General features: G+C 61.0%; 15 protein-coding genes and 1 pseudogene. 6 read left to right on the forward strand and 10 right to left on the reverse strand.

Features of this window, described 5'->3' with window-relative positions; all coding sequences use genetic code 11:
- The coding region (locus A3AI_RS0140770; RefSeq protein ID WP_024520987.1) for an integrase core domain-containing protein at window positions 1–341 on the forward strand (341 nt) is incomplete at its 5' end.
- Window positions 342–837: 496 nt separating this feature from the next.
- On the opposite strand, the gene A3AI_RS44735 is transcribed toward A3AI_RS0140770, so the two are convergent.
- Genes A3AI_RS44735 through A3AI_RS0140785 form a run of 3 tightly spaced genes read right to left on the reverse strand, consistent with a single transcriptional unit; the run spans window position 838 to window position 2,991 of the window.
- A complete protein-coding gene (locus tag A3AI_RS44735; RefSeq protein ID WP_051382790.1) occupies window positions 838–1,929 on the reverse strand; it encodes an SAVED domain-containing protein in 1,092 nt (363 codons plus the stop codon).
- The gene (locus A3AI_RS0140780) at window positions 1,910–2,119 is read right to left on the reverse strand and encodes a CBASS system Cap8 protein (RefSeq protein WP_024520988.1); all 210 of its coding nucleotides are present in this window, start codon (window positions 2,117–2,119) and stop codon (window positions 1,910–1,912) included. The genes A3AI_RS44735 and A3AI_RS0140780 overlap by 20 nt, the downstream gene beginning before the upstream one ends.
- Window positions 2,116–2,991: an AAA family ATPase gene (locus A3AI_RS0140785; protein ID WP_024520989.1), complete on the reverse strand. Its 876-nt coding sequence runs from the start codon at window positions 2,989–2,991 to the stop codon at window positions 2,116–2,118. The genes A3AI_RS0140780 and A3AI_RS0140785 overlap by 4 nt, the downstream gene beginning before the upstream one ends.
- Before the next feature lie 160 nt (window positions 2,992–3,151).
- Here A3AI_RS0140785 and A3AI_RS0140790 point away from each other — a divergent pair, with 160 nt between their 5' ends.
- From A3AI_RS0140790 to A3AI_RS49745, 3 genes are all read left to right on the forward strand, one after another.
- Entirely contained in the window at window positions 3,152–3,475 is a 324-nt protein-coding gene (locus A3AI_RS0140790) for a helix-turn-helix domain-containing protein (protein WP_024520990.1), read from the forward strand.
- A gap of 5 nt (window positions 3,476–3,480) precedes the next feature.
- Complete coding sequence (locus A3AI_RS49740; RefSeq protein ID WP_245287075.1) at window positions 3,481–3,891, forward strand: ImmA/IrrE family metallo-endopeptidase; 411 nt, start codon at window positions 3,481–3,483, stop codon at window positions 3,889–3,891.
- Window positions 3,892–3,974: 83 nt separating this feature from the next.
- A complete protein-coding gene (locus tag A3AI_RS49745; RefSeq protein WP_245287076.1) occupies window positions 3,975–4,379 on the forward strand; it encodes a hypothetical protein in 405 nt (134 codons plus the stop codon).
- A 21-nt stretch (window positions 4,380–4,400) separates the two neighbouring features.
- Here the strand turns inward: A3AI_RS49745 and A3AI_RS0140800 are convergent, their stop codons facing one another.
- Window positions 4,401–5,243, reverse strand: a complete 843-nt coding sequence (locus tag A3AI_RS0140800) for a hypothetical protein (protein ID WP_024520991.1) — start codon at window positions 5,241–5,243, stop codon at window positions 4,401–4,403.
- Between the two features lie 245 nt (window positions 5,244–5,488).
- Here A3AI_RS0140800 and A3AI_RS0140805 point away from each other — a divergent pair, with 245 nt between their 5' ends.
- Together A3AI_RS0140805 and A3AI_RS0140810 are read left to right on the forward strand one after the other, a co-directional pair.
- Window positions 5,489–6,157 carry a DUF6088 family protein gene (locus A3AI_RS0140805; RefSeq protein WP_024520992.1) on the forward strand — a complete coding sequence of 223 codons (669 nt, stop codon included), beginning with the start codon at window positions 5,489–5,491 and terminating at the stop codon, window positions 6,155–6,157.
- A 9-nt stretch (window positions 6,158–6,166) separates the two neighbouring features.
- Window positions 6,167–7,210: a nucleotidyl transferase AbiEii/AbiGii toxin family protein gene (locus tag A3AI_RS0140810; protein ID WP_024520993.1), complete on the forward strand. Its 1,044-nt coding sequence runs from the start codon at window positions 6,167–6,169 to the stop codon at window positions 7,208–7,210.
- Window positions 7,211–7,352: 142 nt separating this feature from the next.
- Here A3AI_RS0140810 and A3AI_RS0140815 read toward each other — a convergent pair whose 3' ends face one another.
- The 6 genes and pseudogenes from A3AI_RS0140815 to istA form a co-directional block, all read right to left on the reverse strand.
- Entirely contained in the window at window positions 7,353–10,754 is a 3,402-nt protein-coding gene (locus A3AI_RS0140815) for a TM0106 family RecB-like putative nuclease (protein ID WP_024520994.1), read from the reverse strand.
- Between the two features lie 26 nt (window positions 10,755–10,780).
- Window positions 10,781–13,015 carry a DEAD/DEAH box helicase gene (locus A3AI_RS0140820; RefSeq protein WP_024520995.1) on the reverse strand — a complete coding sequence of 745 codons (2,235 nt, stop codon included), beginning with the start codon at window positions 13,013–13,015 and terminating at the stop codon, window positions 10,781–10,783.
- Window positions 12,984–14,297 carry an ATP-binding protein gene (locus tag A3AI_RS0140825; protein ID WP_024520996.1) on the reverse strand — a complete coding sequence of 438 codons (1,314 nt, stop codon included), beginning with the start codon at window positions 14,295–14,297 and terminating at the stop codon, window positions 12,984–12,986. The genes A3AI_RS0140820 and A3AI_RS0140825 overlap by 32 nt, the downstream gene beginning before the upstream one ends.
- Window positions 14,294–15,880, reverse strand: a complete 1,587-nt coding sequence (locus tag A3AI_RS0140830; RefSeq protein ID WP_051382792.1) for a tellurite resistance TerB family protein — start codon at window positions 15,878–15,880, stop codon at window positions 14,294–14,296. The genes A3AI_RS0140825 and A3AI_RS0140830 overlap by 4 nt, the downstream gene beginning before the upstream one ends.
- A 59-nt stretch (window positions 15,881–15,939) precedes the next feature.
- Entirely contained in the window at window positions 15,940–16,803 is an 864-nt protein-coding gene (gene istB / locus A3AI_RS0140835; protein WP_024520684.1) for an IS21-like element helper ATPase IstB, read from the reverse strand.
- A pseudogene (istA, locus tag A3AI_RS0140840) lies at window positions 16,769–18,302 on the reverse strand (IS21 family transposase). Before istA ends, istB begins: the two are co-directional and overlap by 35 nt.
- Window positions 18,303–18,414 lie beyond the last annotated feature (112 nt).

The raw sequence follows: 18,414 nt of genomic DNA on the forward strand, positions 1-18,414 counted from the left end.
ATGCAAGCCTGGGCGTCACGGTCGAGCGTGTCATGACCGACAACGGCGCCTGCTACAAATCCATTGCCTTCCAGAAGGCCTGCAAGCGCCTCGGCCTCAAACACATCCGCACCAAGCCCTACACCCCACAAACCAACGGCAAGGCCGAGCGCTTCATTCAAACCAGCCTGCGCGAGTGGGCTTACGCCCAGGCCTACAACACCTCAAGAGAACGCGCCGCCGAGCTGCCAAGATGGCTCCACCGCTACAATTGGCATCGTCCTCATGGCAGTATCGGGTCTGTACCGCCAATCAGCAGGCTCGGCTTGGCCGCGTATAACCTCTTGAGGCTCCACACCTAGAGCTGGCCGGTTTTGGTGTGGCCTCAGCCGGGATCGAGCACCGGCACCATCGTCTCGTCGGCAAACAGCTTGAACCTTGGCCTCCAAGAACGAACGCACTCGAATCGAGGCGTGCGGGTCACCAACATGCTGTGAGCTCTCAACGGGACTCACAAGGAATTGACGAGAATAGCTCCTGATCTGGCAAGCTCAGCCTGAGGCGGATTCGAACCAAAATTGTGAAACACCGGCTTGGTATAGCTGATGGTACTCCCGGTTTTTGCTAACAATAAAGCTATGGTTTATCAGCCACTTGGCGGTCTTCTTGGATTCCGGCCAGAGCGCACCGCGCGCGGAAGCTGTCAAGTCGAGTGACCCAAAAGTCTTGAAGTGCATCCTCCTGTTAGGGGATCTCCGGCGGATACTTTTCGAGCCAATCGAGCAGCTTCGCACTACCGGTTTAGCCGCCTGGTCTGACGGACTTATCCCGCTTCGTGGATCGCGACGAGTTCTTAGACTAAGGCAGTTCAAGGCCTACGCTGTAGTCGCCGTCGTGCAGGCCATCGAAATCCCACTCGTAGATCGAAACGGCTCCGATCGCGGCTTGGCTCTGGCCTAGAAAGAACGCGAAGGCATTCGGCCCTGCAATGAAGAGATGAACACGGCGCGGGCCCCCCTTGGCGGAAGCACGTATCGCACCTAACAAGGACGAGACCATCGCAGCCGCGTGACTGCCTGATCGCACGCTTTGGTAGGACGGGCCGCCCACGGGGCTTGCCGTCATGAGCGTGCCGACGGCGGCGAGCTTCTGGACGTAGCGGCGGACCGCCGGCGCCACGTCGTGTGTCAACGAAACGGCGACCGCGAGTTCCGGCCCGCTGGCGTGGACCGTTTCCTCGACGGTGGAGAGCGTCGGCCAGGCCGGATCGAGCGGCTTGTCCGCCGCCGACCAGATGTGACGTCCGCCCGCTCGCTGCTCGATCTCGATGGCCTTTCCGGACTTGACGTTGAGGATCGCGCCCATGCCGAATGCCAGAGAGACATGCGTGTCGAGGATCAGACGGAGCTGGTCCTTGTCGCGCGCGGACTGGATCAGAAACTGCCGCAGTTCGGGGAACACGGTAGCCTTCCAGTCGGCTGGGTTCCGGATGTAGCGCCCATCGAAATGCGGGACGAGATTCACCGATTCGTTGCTGCGCGCCTCGATGTCGTCGATGGGATGCATGAACGAGCGCACGCCGAGCGTCTTGGGCCTCGGCGATGACGGCGCAAGAAGATTTTCGTCCTCGACGAGATCGCGAAACGAGGCGGGGTCGAACGTGTTGCGGCCCTGCGCATGGAGCTTCCTGATCAGATCGTCGTACAGGAAGCCGGCCTCGGACGGCGGCACTTGACGCATGCCGGCCGCCGCGAAGCGGTCGTTTAGCCGTTCGCGCAGGTCGGCGCCGGACTCCAGACGCTGCGAGATGGCCAAGGTCCGCGCCACGAGCCGCAGCGCGTCGTGATCGATGCCGAGATGCCCCGACCATGCGTCGCGCACCTTGCCCATCATGCTTCTGGGCGTGGTGCCGTCGAACAGCCGATCCAGATCAAGCGCATGAGTGTGCATGCGTACCCTTGACGACGATCGGCACCGTCGCCGGGTGCTCGTCCGCGATGAGCGACTCCATGATGCTCGCTGCAGCCTTCAGCGTCGCCGCGTCGGGCGTGTCGGCGCCCGAGATCAGCGCGACGATCGCCGCCCACGTCTCGCCTGCGGAGCGCATCGGGACCGAGGCGATCTCGCGTTTGACCTTCATCCGAACTTCTCCTGCGCCTTCTCGATCTCGAGCGCCTGCTTCAGCGCCTTCAGCACCTGGTCGGCCTGCAGCTTGTTGAGGTCGCGCGCAGTCTCGACGCTGGAAGCGGCGGCCGAGATCAACGCCTTGCGCAGGCGGCGTCCGTCGAGCCCGTCCGAAGCCTTCACGAACGCGGGGATCTGACCGTTCAGCCCCGAAAGTTTGGGCCACCGCGAGGCGAGCGTGGCCAACGTATCGCCGATGATTTCCTGCCGCGCATGCGCGTTCGGCAGACCGATGTCCTCGACCAGATCGGCACGGGACAGCAGCGCACGATCCACGGCCTTTGGGAAGTTGGTAGTGGCGATCAGCAACGTGTTGCGGTGCTTGCGCGAGAGCCGGTCGATACCGGCAAGCGCCGCGTCGGTCGCGCGATGCGCGTCGACAGGATTGGTTTCGAGGCTCATGCGCTGCCGGTCCGCCGCCAGCGTCTTGACCTCGTCGAGAAGCACGATGGTCGGTCCGTGCGCGGCGTGTTCCGGGATCAACTGGTCGAAGATCTTCGAGACCTCCTTCTGGCTCTTGCCGTGCGAGGCGCTGCCGAGCGCATGCGGATCGAGCTGGAGGAACTTGACCTTCTTCGGCTTGAGAGCCTCGGCGACCTGATTGGCGAGACCGCGCGCGAGCGTTGTCTTGCCGGTGCCGGGCGGCCCGGCGAGCACGATCAGACCGTGGACGGGTACGCGCTCGAACGGGAAGTCCTGGCGGAGCTGGAAGGCGAGAAGCGCCTGCGCGACGAGGCGAATCCTGACGGCGTCGTCCAGTTTGATGGCCGACCAGGCGGCGGCGTAGTCCGCATGCGGCAGTTGGGCTTCATCGCTAATGGCGTCCATTTTGCCCCCTCGGCGGCTCACGACCGAAGTCGTTTTGGCGTCCGATGAGGACGATGGTAATTATACAGATAAATCGAACTGTTGATCCTGTCAAAGTCGGCGCTATAGAATCGTCCAATTGAATCGGACGGCCCGTTTTCGGGCTTTTGAGGGCCTTAAGATGTCGCTGGCGACGAAGTTGAAGGAGCTGCGGGTCCGCAAGAAGCAGTCCCTGCAGGATGTCGCGGACGCGATCGGCGCGTCGAAGACGCATGTCTGGGACCTGGAGACCGGGCGGAGCCGAAATCCGTCGGTCGACCTACTGACGAAACTGGCCACTCATTTTCAGGTCCGCATCGCCGATCTGGTCGGCGAAAACCCGAACGCGGCCGACGAGGACGAGAAGCACGTCGCCCTGTTTCGCGAACTCAAGCAGCTTTCCGATCCCGACCTCGAGACCATCCGGATCCTGATGCAACGGCTGAAGGACCCCGATCGAAAGTAGCACCGATGCAGATCTCGCGTATCGACCTCGCCGACAAGGGCTCGCCCGAGGGGCTCGTGATGGCCATCCTCAAGGCCGAGCCGAGTCTGCCCATTCCGATTCCGATCGAAGAGCTCTGCAGGCAACTCGACATCATCGAGATCCAGGCGCTCACGACGCAGGGCTTCGAAGGCGGTCTCCTGACCGACCGCGAGCGCAGCCGCGGAATCGTCCTCGTCAAGAACGGCGTGTCGCCGCAGCGCCGCCGGTTCACCATCGGCCATGAGCTCGGACATTTTCTGATGCCCTCGCACGTGCCCGACGAGGAAGGCCGCTTCCTGTGCTCGCAGCGCGACATGGCGATGCTCAACCCCAAGGAAGGCGACCGTCGCGCGAAGATGGAAGTCGAGGCGAACCGCTTTTCGTCGCTGGTCTGATGCCGCCGCCGAGGCTGAGGGCCGAGATCGGTAATCGCGCGCCGAGCATCGAGCACATGCTCTCCCTCGCGACGAAGTTCGACGTGAGCAAGGACGCGATGGCCCGAGCATACGCAGAATACCATTCTGCGACGATCGCCTTCGTTGTCGTCCGCGACGGTAAGGTGGGTGCGACCTACCGCAACAGAACCAGATTTCCGTTCATCACAGCGCTTCGCGGCAAGCCAGTCCCCGAGCGATCGCTATTCTATCGGAAAGGATTGCAGGTCGGCGTGCCCAGCGACATCGACTCGCGCCTGCCTGACAACTGGATCGACGTCGAACGCGGGCGGCAGGCCCCGACGATGAGCGAACAAGTCTACCTGCAGTCCAACGGCTTCGCGCTAATAATGCTTTGGTATGAGCCCGCGGAAGATCCTGATTTCGACGCGGACGGCGAACGGACCGCGAAACAGCGCCTCCAGCATCGGCAGGCGCGATATTCCTGAATCGATCGCTTTCGGAGACCCTCAAGCGACTTTTTCGATCTCCTCTAGCAACCGTTTGAGGTCGTAGCCGAGAGGCTTGCCGCCCAGAAATTTCGTCGCAAACTTGTCGAGCATCTCCTGCGACGGCTCGATGCCTTTCTTGATCTGCTTTCGCAGATCGGCAAGCCCTCCAGGCGGCAGCGGAGCTCCGGATTTCATGACTTCCGTCAGGAGATATTCGCGCCTTTCCGCGGCTCCCTTGCCCTTGCAGTTGTACCGAATGTATTTGGCCATCGCGACCGTAAACACTCGCATGCAATGAAAGATCTGCATCTTGGGCGAAAGCTGGCTTTTCGCCGCCTGCACGACATCTAGATTGGTCGTAAGGTCCTGGAAGAAGGGGAACGTCTGATCGATCAGTTCCCCGAAGGTGATCTTCTGATCCGGCGCAATTAGCATGTAGAACGGCGCATGATCGGTGATCATCGACTCCCTGATCGCAAAGAAGCCATAACAGACGCCCGCCACGACCAGCAGATTGTTACCGGTTTCCCGATTGATCGCTCGCAGCGAGTCGACGACCCTTTCCCAACTCACCATTTCGTTCGTCGCAGCGATTTCGACGCCGTCTATCGCGGATCCATGCATGTCGAGGTAGATCAGCGGCTTCAGACCGTTCCGCGCAGCGGCTTCGATCTCGGCAAGCTCGCGGATCAGATCGTCGCCGCTCGGCACGACGTATTTTTGAAAAGGAATGCCTTTCGCTTGGCAGATGACCGAAACGTCGTCCATCATGCCTTCGACCATGCCGAGCTCGCTCGGCCGCGGCGCGGTCAGCCAAAAAATCGAGTTGAAGATCAGACCAGATTCAAGTTCGAAAGCCATCACGCTACTCCGCACGCATGCCTACATTTGCCGTTCCCATATGGGTGTTCGAAGCCGTGCAGCGCGATGACCTCGATCGGGTCGGTATCGCAAGTTCCGATTTGCAGTATTCCAAGCCAGGACCGCGGATATGACCAGATCTAGCCGTCATCACCCAATTTGGTAAGAAATTTGATGCATATTTCTTACGCCATCCTGGATTTTGTAACATTTTTGATGCATATTTCTTACAAGGAACCAAGAAAATGGCCAGTACAGCCACCCAAATCTACGACCGGATGAGCCACGACGCCCAGCCGAGCAAGGTGTGGACCGCGCGCGATTTCGCGGACACGGGCTCCCGGTCGGCGGTGGACGTCGCCCTCCATCGTCTCCGGAGCGACAAAAAAATCAGGCGCATCGACCAAGGTCTCTACGACCTTCCGCGCACCAACCGGCTGACGAACAAGATTTCCCCGCCCGACTACAAGTCGGTGATCCAGGCGGTGGCGAGACGGGACGGCGCCAAGGTGCTGGTCGACGGCATAACCGCCGCCAACAACTTGGGCCTCACCAACGCAGTGCCGGCGAAGGTAGTCGTGTGGACGGACGCACGCGTGAAGCCGATACGTCTCGACAAGATGGTCATCGACTTCAAAAAGGTCGCATCCAGCCGGCTGGTGTGGGCCGACCGCCCGGCGGCTCAGTTGGTGCAGGCTCTGATCTGGCTGCGTGACGTTCTGCCCTCAGACGACGACAAGATAGCGAAGCGCCTCACGTCGATCCTGAACGACGGCGACGACGGGCAGCGGATGCGCAGGGATCTGCAGGACCACCTGGGCGATCTGCCCGACTGGCTCGTTCCGCTGGTGAAGGATATCCTGAAATCCGACGCGACGCCGCCGGATCCGCCGTCGCCGGCTCGCGCTCCCTGAGAGGCGACCATGAGCGACCTGCCGCAGATCATCCGAGCAAGCGCCGACGACCGTCGGGGACTATTCCAGACGACCGGACAGCGCCTTTCGTGCGCGCCGGAGAACGTCGAAAAGGATTTCTGGGTCTGCTGGACCCTCGATGCGCTCTATAACAGGGCAGGCATAAAGGAGCGTCTGCTCTTCAAGGGGGGCACTTCGCTCTCCAAGGCATTCGATCTGATCCAGCGATTCTCGGAAGACATCGACATCACCGTATTTCGTGACGACCTGCCGGGCGATCCTTTCCCGTCCGACGACGAACTTCGCGCGATGGGATCGAACCAGCGCAGGCGCAAGCTCGACGAGATCAAGGATCGCTGCAGCGGCTACATCAACGGCCAATTTCAGGCCGTACTGACGAAGTACGCCGCCACCGAGCTCGAAGGAATGAAGTTCAAGATCGAGCCCGATCCGGACGACCCCGACGCCCAGTCCCTGCTCTTCCACTATCCGAGCGCGTTCACGGATTCCGACGAGGCGTATGTCCGCCGCGTCGTGAAGATCGAGTCCGGAGCGAAGTCTGCGCTCGACCCGCATGAGACCAAGACGATCGTTCCGTACTCCGCGCCCGACACCGACAGGCTGGATCTCGCCGTGCCGAACGTGCTGACGATCAAGCCGGAGAGGACGTTCTGGGACAAGATCATCATCCTGCACGGACAGCGCCACTGGTTTCAGAACAGGGGCGAGCTCTACAAGGACGGACAGCGGCTGTCGCGGCACTATTACGACGTATTCCGCCTTCTCGCCTCCGAACATGGCAACGCCGCGCTCGCGGATCTCAAGCTCGCCGAAAGCTGCGCGAAGCATGCCCGCCTCTACTTTGACCGGAGGCCTCTCGATCTAGACCAGGCTACCCGAGGTACGTTCGGCATCGTACCTGCCGACGGCATGCTCGAATCGCTGAAGGCGGACTACGAAAAGATGGCCGGCATGATCTTCAGCGACGTCCCGTCCTTCGAGGACATCATCGGCAAGATCAAGACGGCCGAAGCGACCTTGAACGCCGTCTGACCGTCGTTCCCCATCCGTTCACCGCCTATGAACGCGGTCCCTCCGACGGCCTGGCCGACGGCGCATCGCGGTGGTCGCCGCCGGGGCCCAGCTGTCACTACCGCCACGTCCGTGTTTCGCCGGCGGACATCTGTGAACGACATCAAACTGGCGCCGCCATCTCCAAATACCGGCAAAAGGCATTGGCGAGCTGCATCTGCCTTGGGGTCCGGCACTCCGCTTCAAAGACACGTGGCGAAGCAACCATCACGCAGATGCACTTCGCACGTGATGTTGCGACGTTCAGGCGATTGGCGCTGTAGAGAAATTCCATGCCGCGCGGCGCATCGAGGTGGCTCGAGGTCGTGACGGAATAGATGACGATCGGAGCCTCCTGCCCCTGAAACTTGTCGACCGTTCCCACACGCCCACCCGGGATGCGCTCTTGCAATTCAAAGACCTGGGCGTTGTAGGGCGCGATGATTAGAATGTCGTCCAGTTTGATGGCGGCCTCGACGTCGTCCCGGTTCACCCAAGTCGTGGCACTTCCCAGGATGTTCGTCACGAGGTCACGAACGGCATCGGCTTCTTCCTGCGACGAACTTTGGTTGCCGGAATGCTCAATCGGGAGGTAGCGAAGGCCTGCTCCCCTGAGCTTTCCTGCTGACTTGACCTGCTGCTTCTCAAGACCAGGCCGCGAAAACAGCCTGCTCTCGTAGAAGAGCTCCGAATTGAAGGCGCAGATTGTCGGATGCAGCCGCCAGGTTTCCGGGAGGAACAGGCCGCGATCGGCAGGAATCGTGGCATGCGGTCCAAGGATATGGTCCAGCGCCGAGGCATCGGCGCCATCCGGATGGCTTCCCTGAATGGGTTGTTCGAGCTGGCGGGGATCACCGAGAAGCACGACACTTTTGGCCGATTGCGAGACCGCGAGCACATTTGCCAGGGACATCTGGGCCGCTTCATCGATGAAGAGTACGTCAACGCATTGCGAAGCGTCCGGCCTGGCCCAGAACCACGCTGTTGCTCCGCAGACTTGAGCGGTGCCGCCCAGCGCGTCGAGAAATTCACCGTTGTCCTTGGTGAAGGTCAGGCTGGGCAGATCGTCCTCATCGTCAGAAACCTTCTGCACGCAATGGATGGCTTGCTGCTCCTCACCCGCGGCTTTGATCACCTCGTCCAGCAGATTGCGAATGACCTTGTGACTGTTTGCAGTAATCCCGATCGTCTTTCCCTCTCTCGCCAGGCCGCAGATCATCCGGGCGCCTGTAAAGGTCTTTCCAGCGCCAGGCGGGCCTTGCAGCGGGAACACGCTCCGATCGAGCGAGAGCGCCACGCGAATAGCGGCGGCAAGACTGGCTTCACCTTCCTGCTGCAGTGGCAGTCCCTGCAGACGTGGCGCTACGGCCAAGACCAAGTCGCGGGCCGCCCGATAGTCGCCATCCGCCTCGATGCCGTGCTCGGCCACATGCTCGCCAAGCCGCATCACGGCGTCTGCCAGTACCTGAGTATCGACAGAGCTATGAGCAAAGACCGCTGGCGGATGAACGACCGCGGTATCCTTGCGCTTCTTGATGTCGATCGTTCGGGCCTCAAGTGATACGGCTGTGACTTTGCCGAACTTGTCACCCCCGATGGTGTGGAGGTCATCCCCAGTGCGGATATCGGTATCTTGCTGGGCAAACCGGTAACGATGGGTGGGCACCTTTCCCTTCCCGGGCACCTCTTCCAGAAAGACCATGTCGGCGAGGCCGCTGCGCTCATGGAGGAGATCGTCGGCAGACAGGTCGCGCAGCCTGAAGTATTCCCACCAGACGGCCTTCTTCTCGCGGCCGTGCCAATCCAGCATGGAAGCAAGAAGCCATCGCCCCTTCTGCTCGTCCGTCCGTTCGTTGGCGTCGTCAGGCACGCCCTCAAGGAGGCGAGCCGAAAGTGCTGCCACCTTCTGCTGCCATGCGGTCAGCTCCTCGCTCAGTTCAACTACCACCGCGGTTGGCCGGGCGATTGTCGCCCCGTTTGCGATCTGGTCGGCTCGAAGAGCCTCAAGCCAACGCCGCAGCGCCTCCGTGGAGGCGCAATCGTCGTTGTTATAGCCTTTGACGGCCGCCTTATCGTCCTCCGGAATGCCCTCGGGGTCGGCCATCTCCAGCCGCGCCTGGGTTCTCGCCATCACGGCCCCGACCTCCTCCAGAGGGACCGATCGATTGAAGCCGTAGAGCGGCTCGAGCTTCTTGATGGAGTAGCTTTCCACGCTGGCGCGGATCGCGTGGCGAACCACCGCATAGAGATCAACGAATACCTCTCCACGGAGAAGGTTGTCGACGTCATTCTCTCGCGTCGCATACCGTCCCATCAACCGCTTCAGCGCAGCAGGCTCGTAGGGAGCGAAGTGATAGATGTGAAGATTCGGATAGGTTTTCTGCCGTTCGACGACGAAATCAATGAACCGCTCGAACGCAGCCCTCTCCTCATGGCGCGTGGACGCCCAGTCGCCGGTATATTGCCAGGCCCCGCCGTCATCGGCGTGGAGGTAGCCGAACAGGAACTCGAGCCCACCATCACCGACAAACGGATCCCCCTCGAAATCGAAAAAGATGTCACCCGCTGACGGTTCGGGTAAACGAAATAGCCCAAAACCCGGCTCGAGCGGCAGGACCTCGTGCAGCATCGCGTCTGCGGTCCGACCTTCGACCTGAATCCGTGCCTGTTCGCGAACCCTCTCGTAGCTGCTCGCGGCCCCGCGATCGGGTCGCCACGGCAGAGGGATGGGCATGGCCGCGAGCGCCGACATCGTGTCGACGCCGCGCCTCTCTAATTCGCCGATCTGGGACTTGCTGATACCAGCGACGAGGGACATGTGGTCATCCGCTCGCCTCTTTTCTTCGCAATGCCGACGCCACCTGCAAACGTCGCAATGATCGATCGGCTCGGGATAGGGGCCGACGCTAGTGCCGGCCGGTCCCGCGATCGTTCGCTCCAAACTGCCTCTCACATGGCGATAGTAGGCTGCATAGTCGGCGATCCGGTACGCTTCCGGTTCGAAGTTCGTCCCAGGTGTCACGACATGGGCTGCAACAGGCGCTACGCCCTGTATGTTCGACAGCATGTCGGAATAGAGGCTGATCTGAAGGACCGTATTGCCCTTGGTCTCCCGGGCCAGCTTCGTATCGGTGACCTCATAAGACCACGCACCTAACTGACTTGGTTTCTCCACGCGAAGCAAAATGTCAGCCCGCCCGTTCCAGAGGCCGACCTGGAGTGCTCCTTGAGCGATGACCGCATCGCCCCGCGCCATCGCCTCACGCGTAGCTACCACTGCCGTACCGTCGACACCGATCCCGCCGATCTGTGTGACCGCGAGCCCTCCCGATTTCAAATGATCGATATAGCCCTGCTCATGCTCAGCGCCACGCGCGGCCAGTGCTTCGAGGACGGGGTCCCAGATCTTTGGCTTGGCCAACTCGCCGTTAGCGACCTTGAGGTCGAGATTGGTCAGATAATGGCAATTCAGGTGCCCGACGAGGTCGCCCGCACTAAGGTTGATTTTGGCGCCGATCTTCTGCATTTCCCCCACCAAATGCTGACGCTGCATCACAGCTCGCTTGCAATCTCCGGTATATTGTCTATTTCCGCGCCGTTTTGTCTAGCCCACAGAGATCGCGCCAGCGTCGCCGGCACCTGCTCCCGGAATTTACCGGCGGCGATGTTCTCGACAAAGGCAGAGACGTCAATCGCACTGGCGCGATCAAGTTGACCTAGCCCTCGCAACTTGGGCAAAGCCTCAGTTGCGTTTGTCTTGGCAAGCGTCAGACCGAGGTCATGGACTTGCCCCGGCAGTCCCGCCATGGCCGCCGCGGCTCCAAACACAGCGGTTGCTTGGGAGCCCCGCCAGAGGAACAGGTGCAGATCACGCTCTTCTTCGACGACCCTTCGCTTTTCGAGGTCAAACTCACGGAACGTTTCTCGCCCCTCAGCCAAGAGCTCCCGCGCCTTATCGTCGAGATATGGTGGCTCGTCAGTGGACAGATAGACATTACGCATCTCGGCAGCCAGCCGGTCATGCAGGCGCTCGCCGTCGGCACGTTCAAACCGGGGTACGACGCCTCCCGGATGCGGGGCCACGAAGAGGGTATTGGTCCTTTCGTCGACATCGTTGATGATCCATCTGCGGCCCGCAAACACCACAAGACCGTCTTTATGGACCGGGAAAGATATTGGCAGCGTACCGAGGGTCTTGCCCTCGATTGCCAAGCGCCACTCTTCTGCTGACTCGAACACAGAAAAGAAACTGCGGGATTGAACCGTCTGTTCGCCCTTCTCTGCGAGCATGATCAGGCCATCACCCGATTGCTCAATGAAGCGGATCGTGTCGGAAGCGAGATGACGAAGGAGATCTGCAAATTCGCCGGCCGAAATGGCGGCGAAAGGCCCCGCCCCGCACAAGAGATCGTAGAGTGGCCGCGCCCTGATCCCACCCCGTTCAGCGATGACAGAGAGAATCTGGTGGATCAAGGTTGAAGCGACCTCCGGCACCTGGCCGGCCGGCTCGACGAATTTTTGCAGCAGCAGCCGAATGACGGCGACCGAGCGGATGGTATTCGGCCTGAGCCGGTCGATCACGCCGGAGCGTTGATCAATGTTAGGCTCACGCACATAAACACGAAGGACCGACGGTACGCCTTTCCGCCGGCCCGTTCTACCGAGCCTCTGCTTCAGCGACGAAAGCGAGCGAGGTGCCCCGATTTGAGCAACCGATTTGACCGATCCGATATCGACACCCAGCTCTAGGGTCGAGGTACAGATCGCGGTCGTCGGCAATTTTCCATCCTTGAGGCGATCCTCTAGCTCTTCCCGCAGGGTCTTGGAAAGACTGCCATGATGGGGAAAGAACTCGTTCGGCACATCTGCCTTGTCCGACCTCCTGCGCAAGCGATCGGCAGCGGACTCGACGGTACGCCGTGAACCTCCGAAGACGAGGTTGTTGGAGGTTCGCAGGGTCTTGAACAGATGGTCCGCGATATCGTCGAGCGCGATCCTGCGCGGCACTTCCTCGATGTCCGCTCCTCCTTCGGCGTGATCGGGGTCATCAAGCTCGGGGGGCTCGACATAGCCGCGGATCTGCAGCCTGAGTTCCGGAGAATCAGACTTCGCTTCCAATATCCGGACAGTCTCCGGCGAGGTTGGACGTAACCATGCCGCCGCCTGAAACAAATCGCCGATGGTTGCGGACAGGCCGACGCGTCGCGCCGGCCGCTGAGACATGGCATCGATGCGGCGCAGCAGGCTTGCGAGATGGAGGCCGCGCGGTCCCTGAAGGAACGAATGGACCTCGTCGATGACGATGAAGTCAGCCGACGACAGCAGGCGTTTTGCATCGGAGGGGCGCCGCGTCAGCATCGCCTCGATCGATTCCGGCGTGATGAGCGCGATCCCTTGCGGCTTGGAAAGGGCCCGTTTCTTTTCTCCCTGAGGAGCATCGCCGTGCCATTTGACGACAGGGATCTCCATGTTCTCGCAGAGTCCCTCGAGACGTTTGAACTGATCATTGATTAGGGCCTTCAGCGGACTGATATACAGGACCGAGAATCCAAGCTCTTTCCTGTCAGCGACCGCGGTCAGGATCGGCAGAAAGGCCGCTTCTGTCTTCCCCGCTGCAGTTGTCGCGGCAATTAGAACGTCGCGGTCATCGTCGAGAATGGCAAAGATTGTGCGCGCCTGAATCTCGCGCAGCTCGTCCCATCCCTGATCGTGAATCCATCGGCGGATGGTCCCGTGGAGCTTGTGGTAGGCCCCCTCAAGAGTTGAGTCGGAGGCTGGTGAGCTCATCGCCGTCTCCACTCTCTTCGCTCGAAGCAGTATCGTCCGGAGCATCCGGGGCAATCGGTATGCGATCAAGCAGCTCCTGCCACTTGACGCCGGGGTTCTGTTCAAGGACAGCGAGCATCTGCACGAATGCCTTCACGGTCGAACGAGGCGTCCGGAAGTAGGCCTCACCGATCTTGCGGTTGCAATGCTCCATGAACGCGGTCAACGCTTCGTCCGGCACCAGGAATTTTGCGGGATCTCCGCTTGCGAAGACCAACCTGATGTTGGTGAGCAGAACGAAGAGATCTTCTGGCGTCAGGCTCTGCAGCCGGATCACTGGACCAGAAAAATCAACAAGGCCGCCGCTCGCAAAGCTGTTTTCCGCCAACCTGGACTGCAGGGCCTCATAGCTAAAGACGCCTCGGCGCGTATCCAGCAGGAAGTCGGGCGTACCGCACATGACGAAGCCTATCCCGGAGGTCGTACCTTGGAGCGAGTCGTTCACTATGTCGAGAAGCTGTTCATAGTTCTGCTTGCGGGACTGGGAATTCTGAAGCTTGTAGATATGAGCCATCTCGTCGAACATGACCAACAGGCCACTATAACCTGCAATCCGCACCAGGCAGCCGAGACACTTCAGCGATTCATAGACATTCTCATCGTCGATGATGCTTCTGACACCTAGGTCCTTTTTGGCATCTGTCTTGGTCGAATACTCAGCGCGGAGCCAACGAATAGCACATTCTTTCAGGGCGTCGTTGGCCTCTTCGCTTCCTCGCCAATAGGCCTTCAATACCGTAGCGAAATCGTAGCCACCTGAGAATTGGGTGATCGCCTCGAGCTTCTGGTCGATAAGGCCTTCAACTGCGACGCCCTTCTCGCCAGCTTCCTTCACTGCGTCCATCACCAGACGCTCGGTGATACTTTGCAGCGCACCACCTTCAGGCTTATTGCGGGTCGCCATGTTGTTCACAGCTTCCGCATAGAGCGCGCGCGCCTGACCGGCGCCTGCATGAATGCGCCGATTGGGCGACAGGTCGGCATGCATCGTCACGCAGCGCTTCTCTAATGCGATGAGGCGCACGACGCCGGCGAAGAACGTCTTGCCGGCGCCGTAGTCACCGATCACGAAGCGGACGGCGGCTCCCCCATCCGCGATCCGATCGATGTCACGCACCAGTGCACTGATTTCGCCCGCGCGGCCGACTTGGATGTGGGGCAGACCGAGACGTGGAACGACACCAGCGGACAGAGCCTGTATGATTGTGTCCCGCTCTCTCGACTTAATCGGCTTCTTGTTCATGCAGCCCTGTCTTTCATCTCCGAGAGGCGTCCACGGAGGTGCGGCGCTAGCACCACGTCGTCGCCATCTTCAATCAATGCATCATCGAAACGATCAAAAGACCAATCGTTGATTCGCTCGATAGCCCCATCCGGAAGCAATCCGATGTCTCTCGCATGGCGATCGAACTCGGACCGTGGCATCGATCCGCGCTGTTCGAGCAGCTGAACGAGCTCAGTATACGGTCTGTCCAATCCTCCCCAGGCAATCTTGGCATCAGGCTTGGGAGGCGATGGTTCTGCCACATCCTCGCTGAAGATATCGGACAGGAGCCCTGCGACAGCTTCGGTCTCTCGACGTGTACGGGCAAGCTTGGCGGCATCGATCTTGATACCAGCGCCGCCTATCTGTTCCGCCGGCTTGGCGGGATCCTTCGGGATCGGGATGCCTGCGGCGCGCGCCTCCTCGCTGATCGAGACTGGCTCATCAACCCGCTCGGCGGCCGCCCGATGAAGGCTCTGATAGACCGCCTCGCTTGGAAGGCCGAGGGATTTGTGCAGCCGTTCCAGGAATTTGACTTCGCCGATGTCGATACTCGCACCGCCGCCCACAACCGCGACAGCTGCATCCGCGATTGCCCGACGTTCGGCCTCCCCGACCTCCTGCAGCTTGCGAAAGACGCGCGCCTGCTTGGGAGGACTGTTAAACGTCGTGACGGCAAACGCGATCAGACGTGCCTGCTCCACGCCGGACAAGTCCGGTGTGGCCCGAATTCGGCCGATGGTACGCTGGAGCTCTTCATAGCAAGCGTCTCCATCGGAGCCGGCTGCCAGCACCGCGACTTCGACCTGGGTTCTTGCCGCTCGAAACGCTGGCCGAGAGGGATCGACCGGGCCACCATTCGCAGCCCTGAAAATAAACACCTGTTCGTCGGCCCGAGGAACACTGCTGCCGTATCTAGGGTCCGGTTCGAGCGCCACGTCGATCACATCCAACGCTCGTCCTAACTCTTCAGCAGCAGCTGTGGGGATCTTTCCGCTGGTGGCGACCTCAAAGCCCGCCATCTCGAAGATCATCTGAGCCGTGGTGCTCGCGCGGCCCTGGGCTCCCAGTGCCGTCTCGACCTGTCGACGAAAGTCATCGATCGCCGCTGAACCCGACTGTTGCCAAATATCGGGGGGTAACAGTCCCGCAGCCACGACGGAATTGCGGAGGTTTGGTTTGCGCCCGACAAAGCGGCTGAATCCATCGAGCTCGGCTGTGCAGTCCTCGACCAGGGTTCGCAAGACATCGAGTTGCTTCGTAAGACCGGACACGTCAAGATACTGTTCGTGTGGTCCGTGAACATCGATCGTGAATGCGCCACTGGCAGCGCGATATTGCAGCGATATCCGCTTGTTCGTCCGTATGGAAAGACCGCTCGGATATCGCTGAGCAAAGCGCTTCGTCCACAGAGTGACGAACTCGTCAAAGCATCGCACCGCTGGCGTTCTGAGATGAGTGTCCGGCATGGCCAGAACCCACCGCAGAGCGTCATCCGCCGACGATAAGACCGGCGCATCCAACAGTGTTTGACCGAGATACAGCCGCGTCGCGAGGTCCATTTCGGAGTTCGCGGCACGCTCCGCGGACAGTGCAGGCAAATCGATAGGCGCTGCCCCTGTCAATCGGCATTGGAATGGGACCCCTTATCGGCATCCAAAAGGGACCCCTTTGATCGGCGTGCTTTGCTGGTAGCGCTCGCGGCGTCGGAGCTGGTCGGGGTTGCGGAGACGGCGCGAGCGCGGGTTGTTTGATCGTCGTCGCGGCTTTTAAAGCGCCAGCTGTCGTTACCGGTCTCGACGATGTCGCAGTGATGAGTCAGGCGGTCGAGCAGCGCGGTGGTCATCTTGGCATCGCCGAACACGCTCGGCCATTCGCCGAATGCCAGATTGGTAGTGACGATGACGGAGGTGCGCTCGTAGAGCCGGCTGATGAGGTGGAACAGGAGCTGACCGCCGGATTGTGCGAACGGCAGATAGCCCAGCTCGTCGAGAACGATGAAGTCCATGCGGGTCAGATGTTCGGCGAGCCGGCCTTGCCGACCGTTGCGGGTCTCGGTCTCGAGCCGGTTGACGAGATCGACGACGTTGTAGAAGCGACCGCGGGCACCATCGCGGATACAGCTTCTCGCGATAGCGATGGCCAGATGGGTCTTGCCGGTCCCGGTGCCGCCGACCAGCACGACGTTGCGCTGCTGGGCGATGAATCCGCCGCTGGCGAGATCGTTGACGAGCGTCTGGTTGATCGGCGTGCCATCGAACTGGAAGTCGTCGATATCCTTGGCGAGTGGAAGCTTGGCGATGGTGAGTTGGTACTTGATCGATCTTGCCTGCTTCTCGCTGATCTCGGCGGTGAGCAGATCGCCGACAATGCGCTGCGGCTCATGCTGGCGCTTGATTGCGGTCGCCATGATCTCGTCGAAGGCGGCCTTCATTCCGTAGAGCTTGAGCTCACCCATGAGGTCGAAGATTTGGGTTCGTTCCATCAGATGGTCCTCCGAAGGTTGTCGTAGCGGGCACAATCGGCGATCGGCGCATGGCGTAAGATCAGCGCAGCCGGGGTCATGATGTTGGCTGGTGGGGCGGGCTCACGTTGCCGAGCCAGGATGTTGAGCACGACATCGGCGGAATGGACGCCGTGACCGAGCGCTTCAGCACAGGCGGCCTCAACGGCCGGCAGTCCGTCGGTCAGCACCGCGTTGAGGATGTCGACCATCTGGCGATTGCCGTCATCAGAGCCCGCAAGCTTCCGCCGCACACGTTCGATCGCGGCCGGCAGCACCCAGTCCTTGAACGGAGCGCCGTTGCGCAGGGCGCCGGGTTTGCGCACCAGCACCGGCACGTAGTGCCAGGGGTCGTAGACCGTCTCGCCACGGCCGAATGATCGCGGATGCTCGGCAACGATCCGGCCGTCCTGGCGGATCACGATGCGGTCAGCATAGGCCTGGACCTCAATGGGCCGCCCGACCGCGCTCGCTGCCACCGAGTACTTGTTGTTGTCGAAGCGCACCAGACAGGTCTTGGAGACCGAGGCGGGCACGGCATGGAAGCCGTCGAACCGACCGGCATAGGGAACGAGCTTGGGCCGCTCGGCCTCGAAGACCTCCCAGATGGTCCGGTCGGCGAACTCTGGATGCAGATGCGCCTTGGCGTAGGCAATGCATTTATCGAGCAACCAGCCGTTCAGCCCGTCCAGCGTCTTGAATCGCAGCCGCGGGGTGAAGAACCGTTCGCGGACCAGCCCGACCTGGTTCTCGACTTGACCCTTCTCCCAGCCCGACGCCGGCGTACAGGCAACCGGGTCGACCAGATAGTGGCTGCACATCTGCAGGAAGCGGCGATTGTAGAGACGGCCCTTGCCGACGAAGATCGTCTCCACCGCCGTCTTCATGTTGTCGTAGATGCCGCGCCTGCAGGCGCCCTTGAACAGCGCAAACGCCCGATCGTGGGCGTCAAACACCATCTCCTGCGTCTCGCGCGGATAGGCCCGAACGAACAGCATCCGGCTGTGGCAAAGCCGGACGTGCGCCGCCTTCACGATCACCGTGACCCCGCTCAGCAGGACCACTTCGTGGCTCCAGTCGAACTGGTAGGCTTCTCCGGGCGCAAAGCTCAGCGGCACATAGGCTGAAGCCGTCGAGGCGCCACGCTCCCGGCTCCAGCGCCGCGCATAGCGACGAACCGCATCATAGCCGCCGGCATAGCCCAGGCCGCGAAGCTCTTCGAATAGCCGGATCAGCGTCAACCGTTCCCGCGCCGCCTTGCTCTCGTTCGCCGCCAGCAACCGGTCAAGCTCGGCACTCCAGGGGCCCATCTTCGGAAGCGGCTGCGTCTCTCGCTCGTACCGGAACTCCGTCGCCTCGGAACGGATGACCTTGCGGACCACCTTGCGCGATACGCCAAGCTCGCGGCAGATCGCCTTGATCGGCTGACCATGAACAAAATAGGCGCGACGGATCTTCGCAATCGTCTCCACCACCAGCATCCCAACCTCGGCTTCCATGACTTGATGGAAGCCACTGTGGACCCTTGTCCCGGGGTCCCGATTGGATGCCGATCACCCCGAATACGGGGTCCTTATTCCATGCCGAAACACA

This window comes from Bradyrhizobium sp. Tv2a-2 (genome assembly GCF_000472425.1).
In the GTDB taxonomy this organism is placed as follows: domain Bacteria; phylum Pseudomonadota; class Alphaproteobacteria; order Rhizobiales; family Xanthobacteraceae; genus Bradyrhizobium.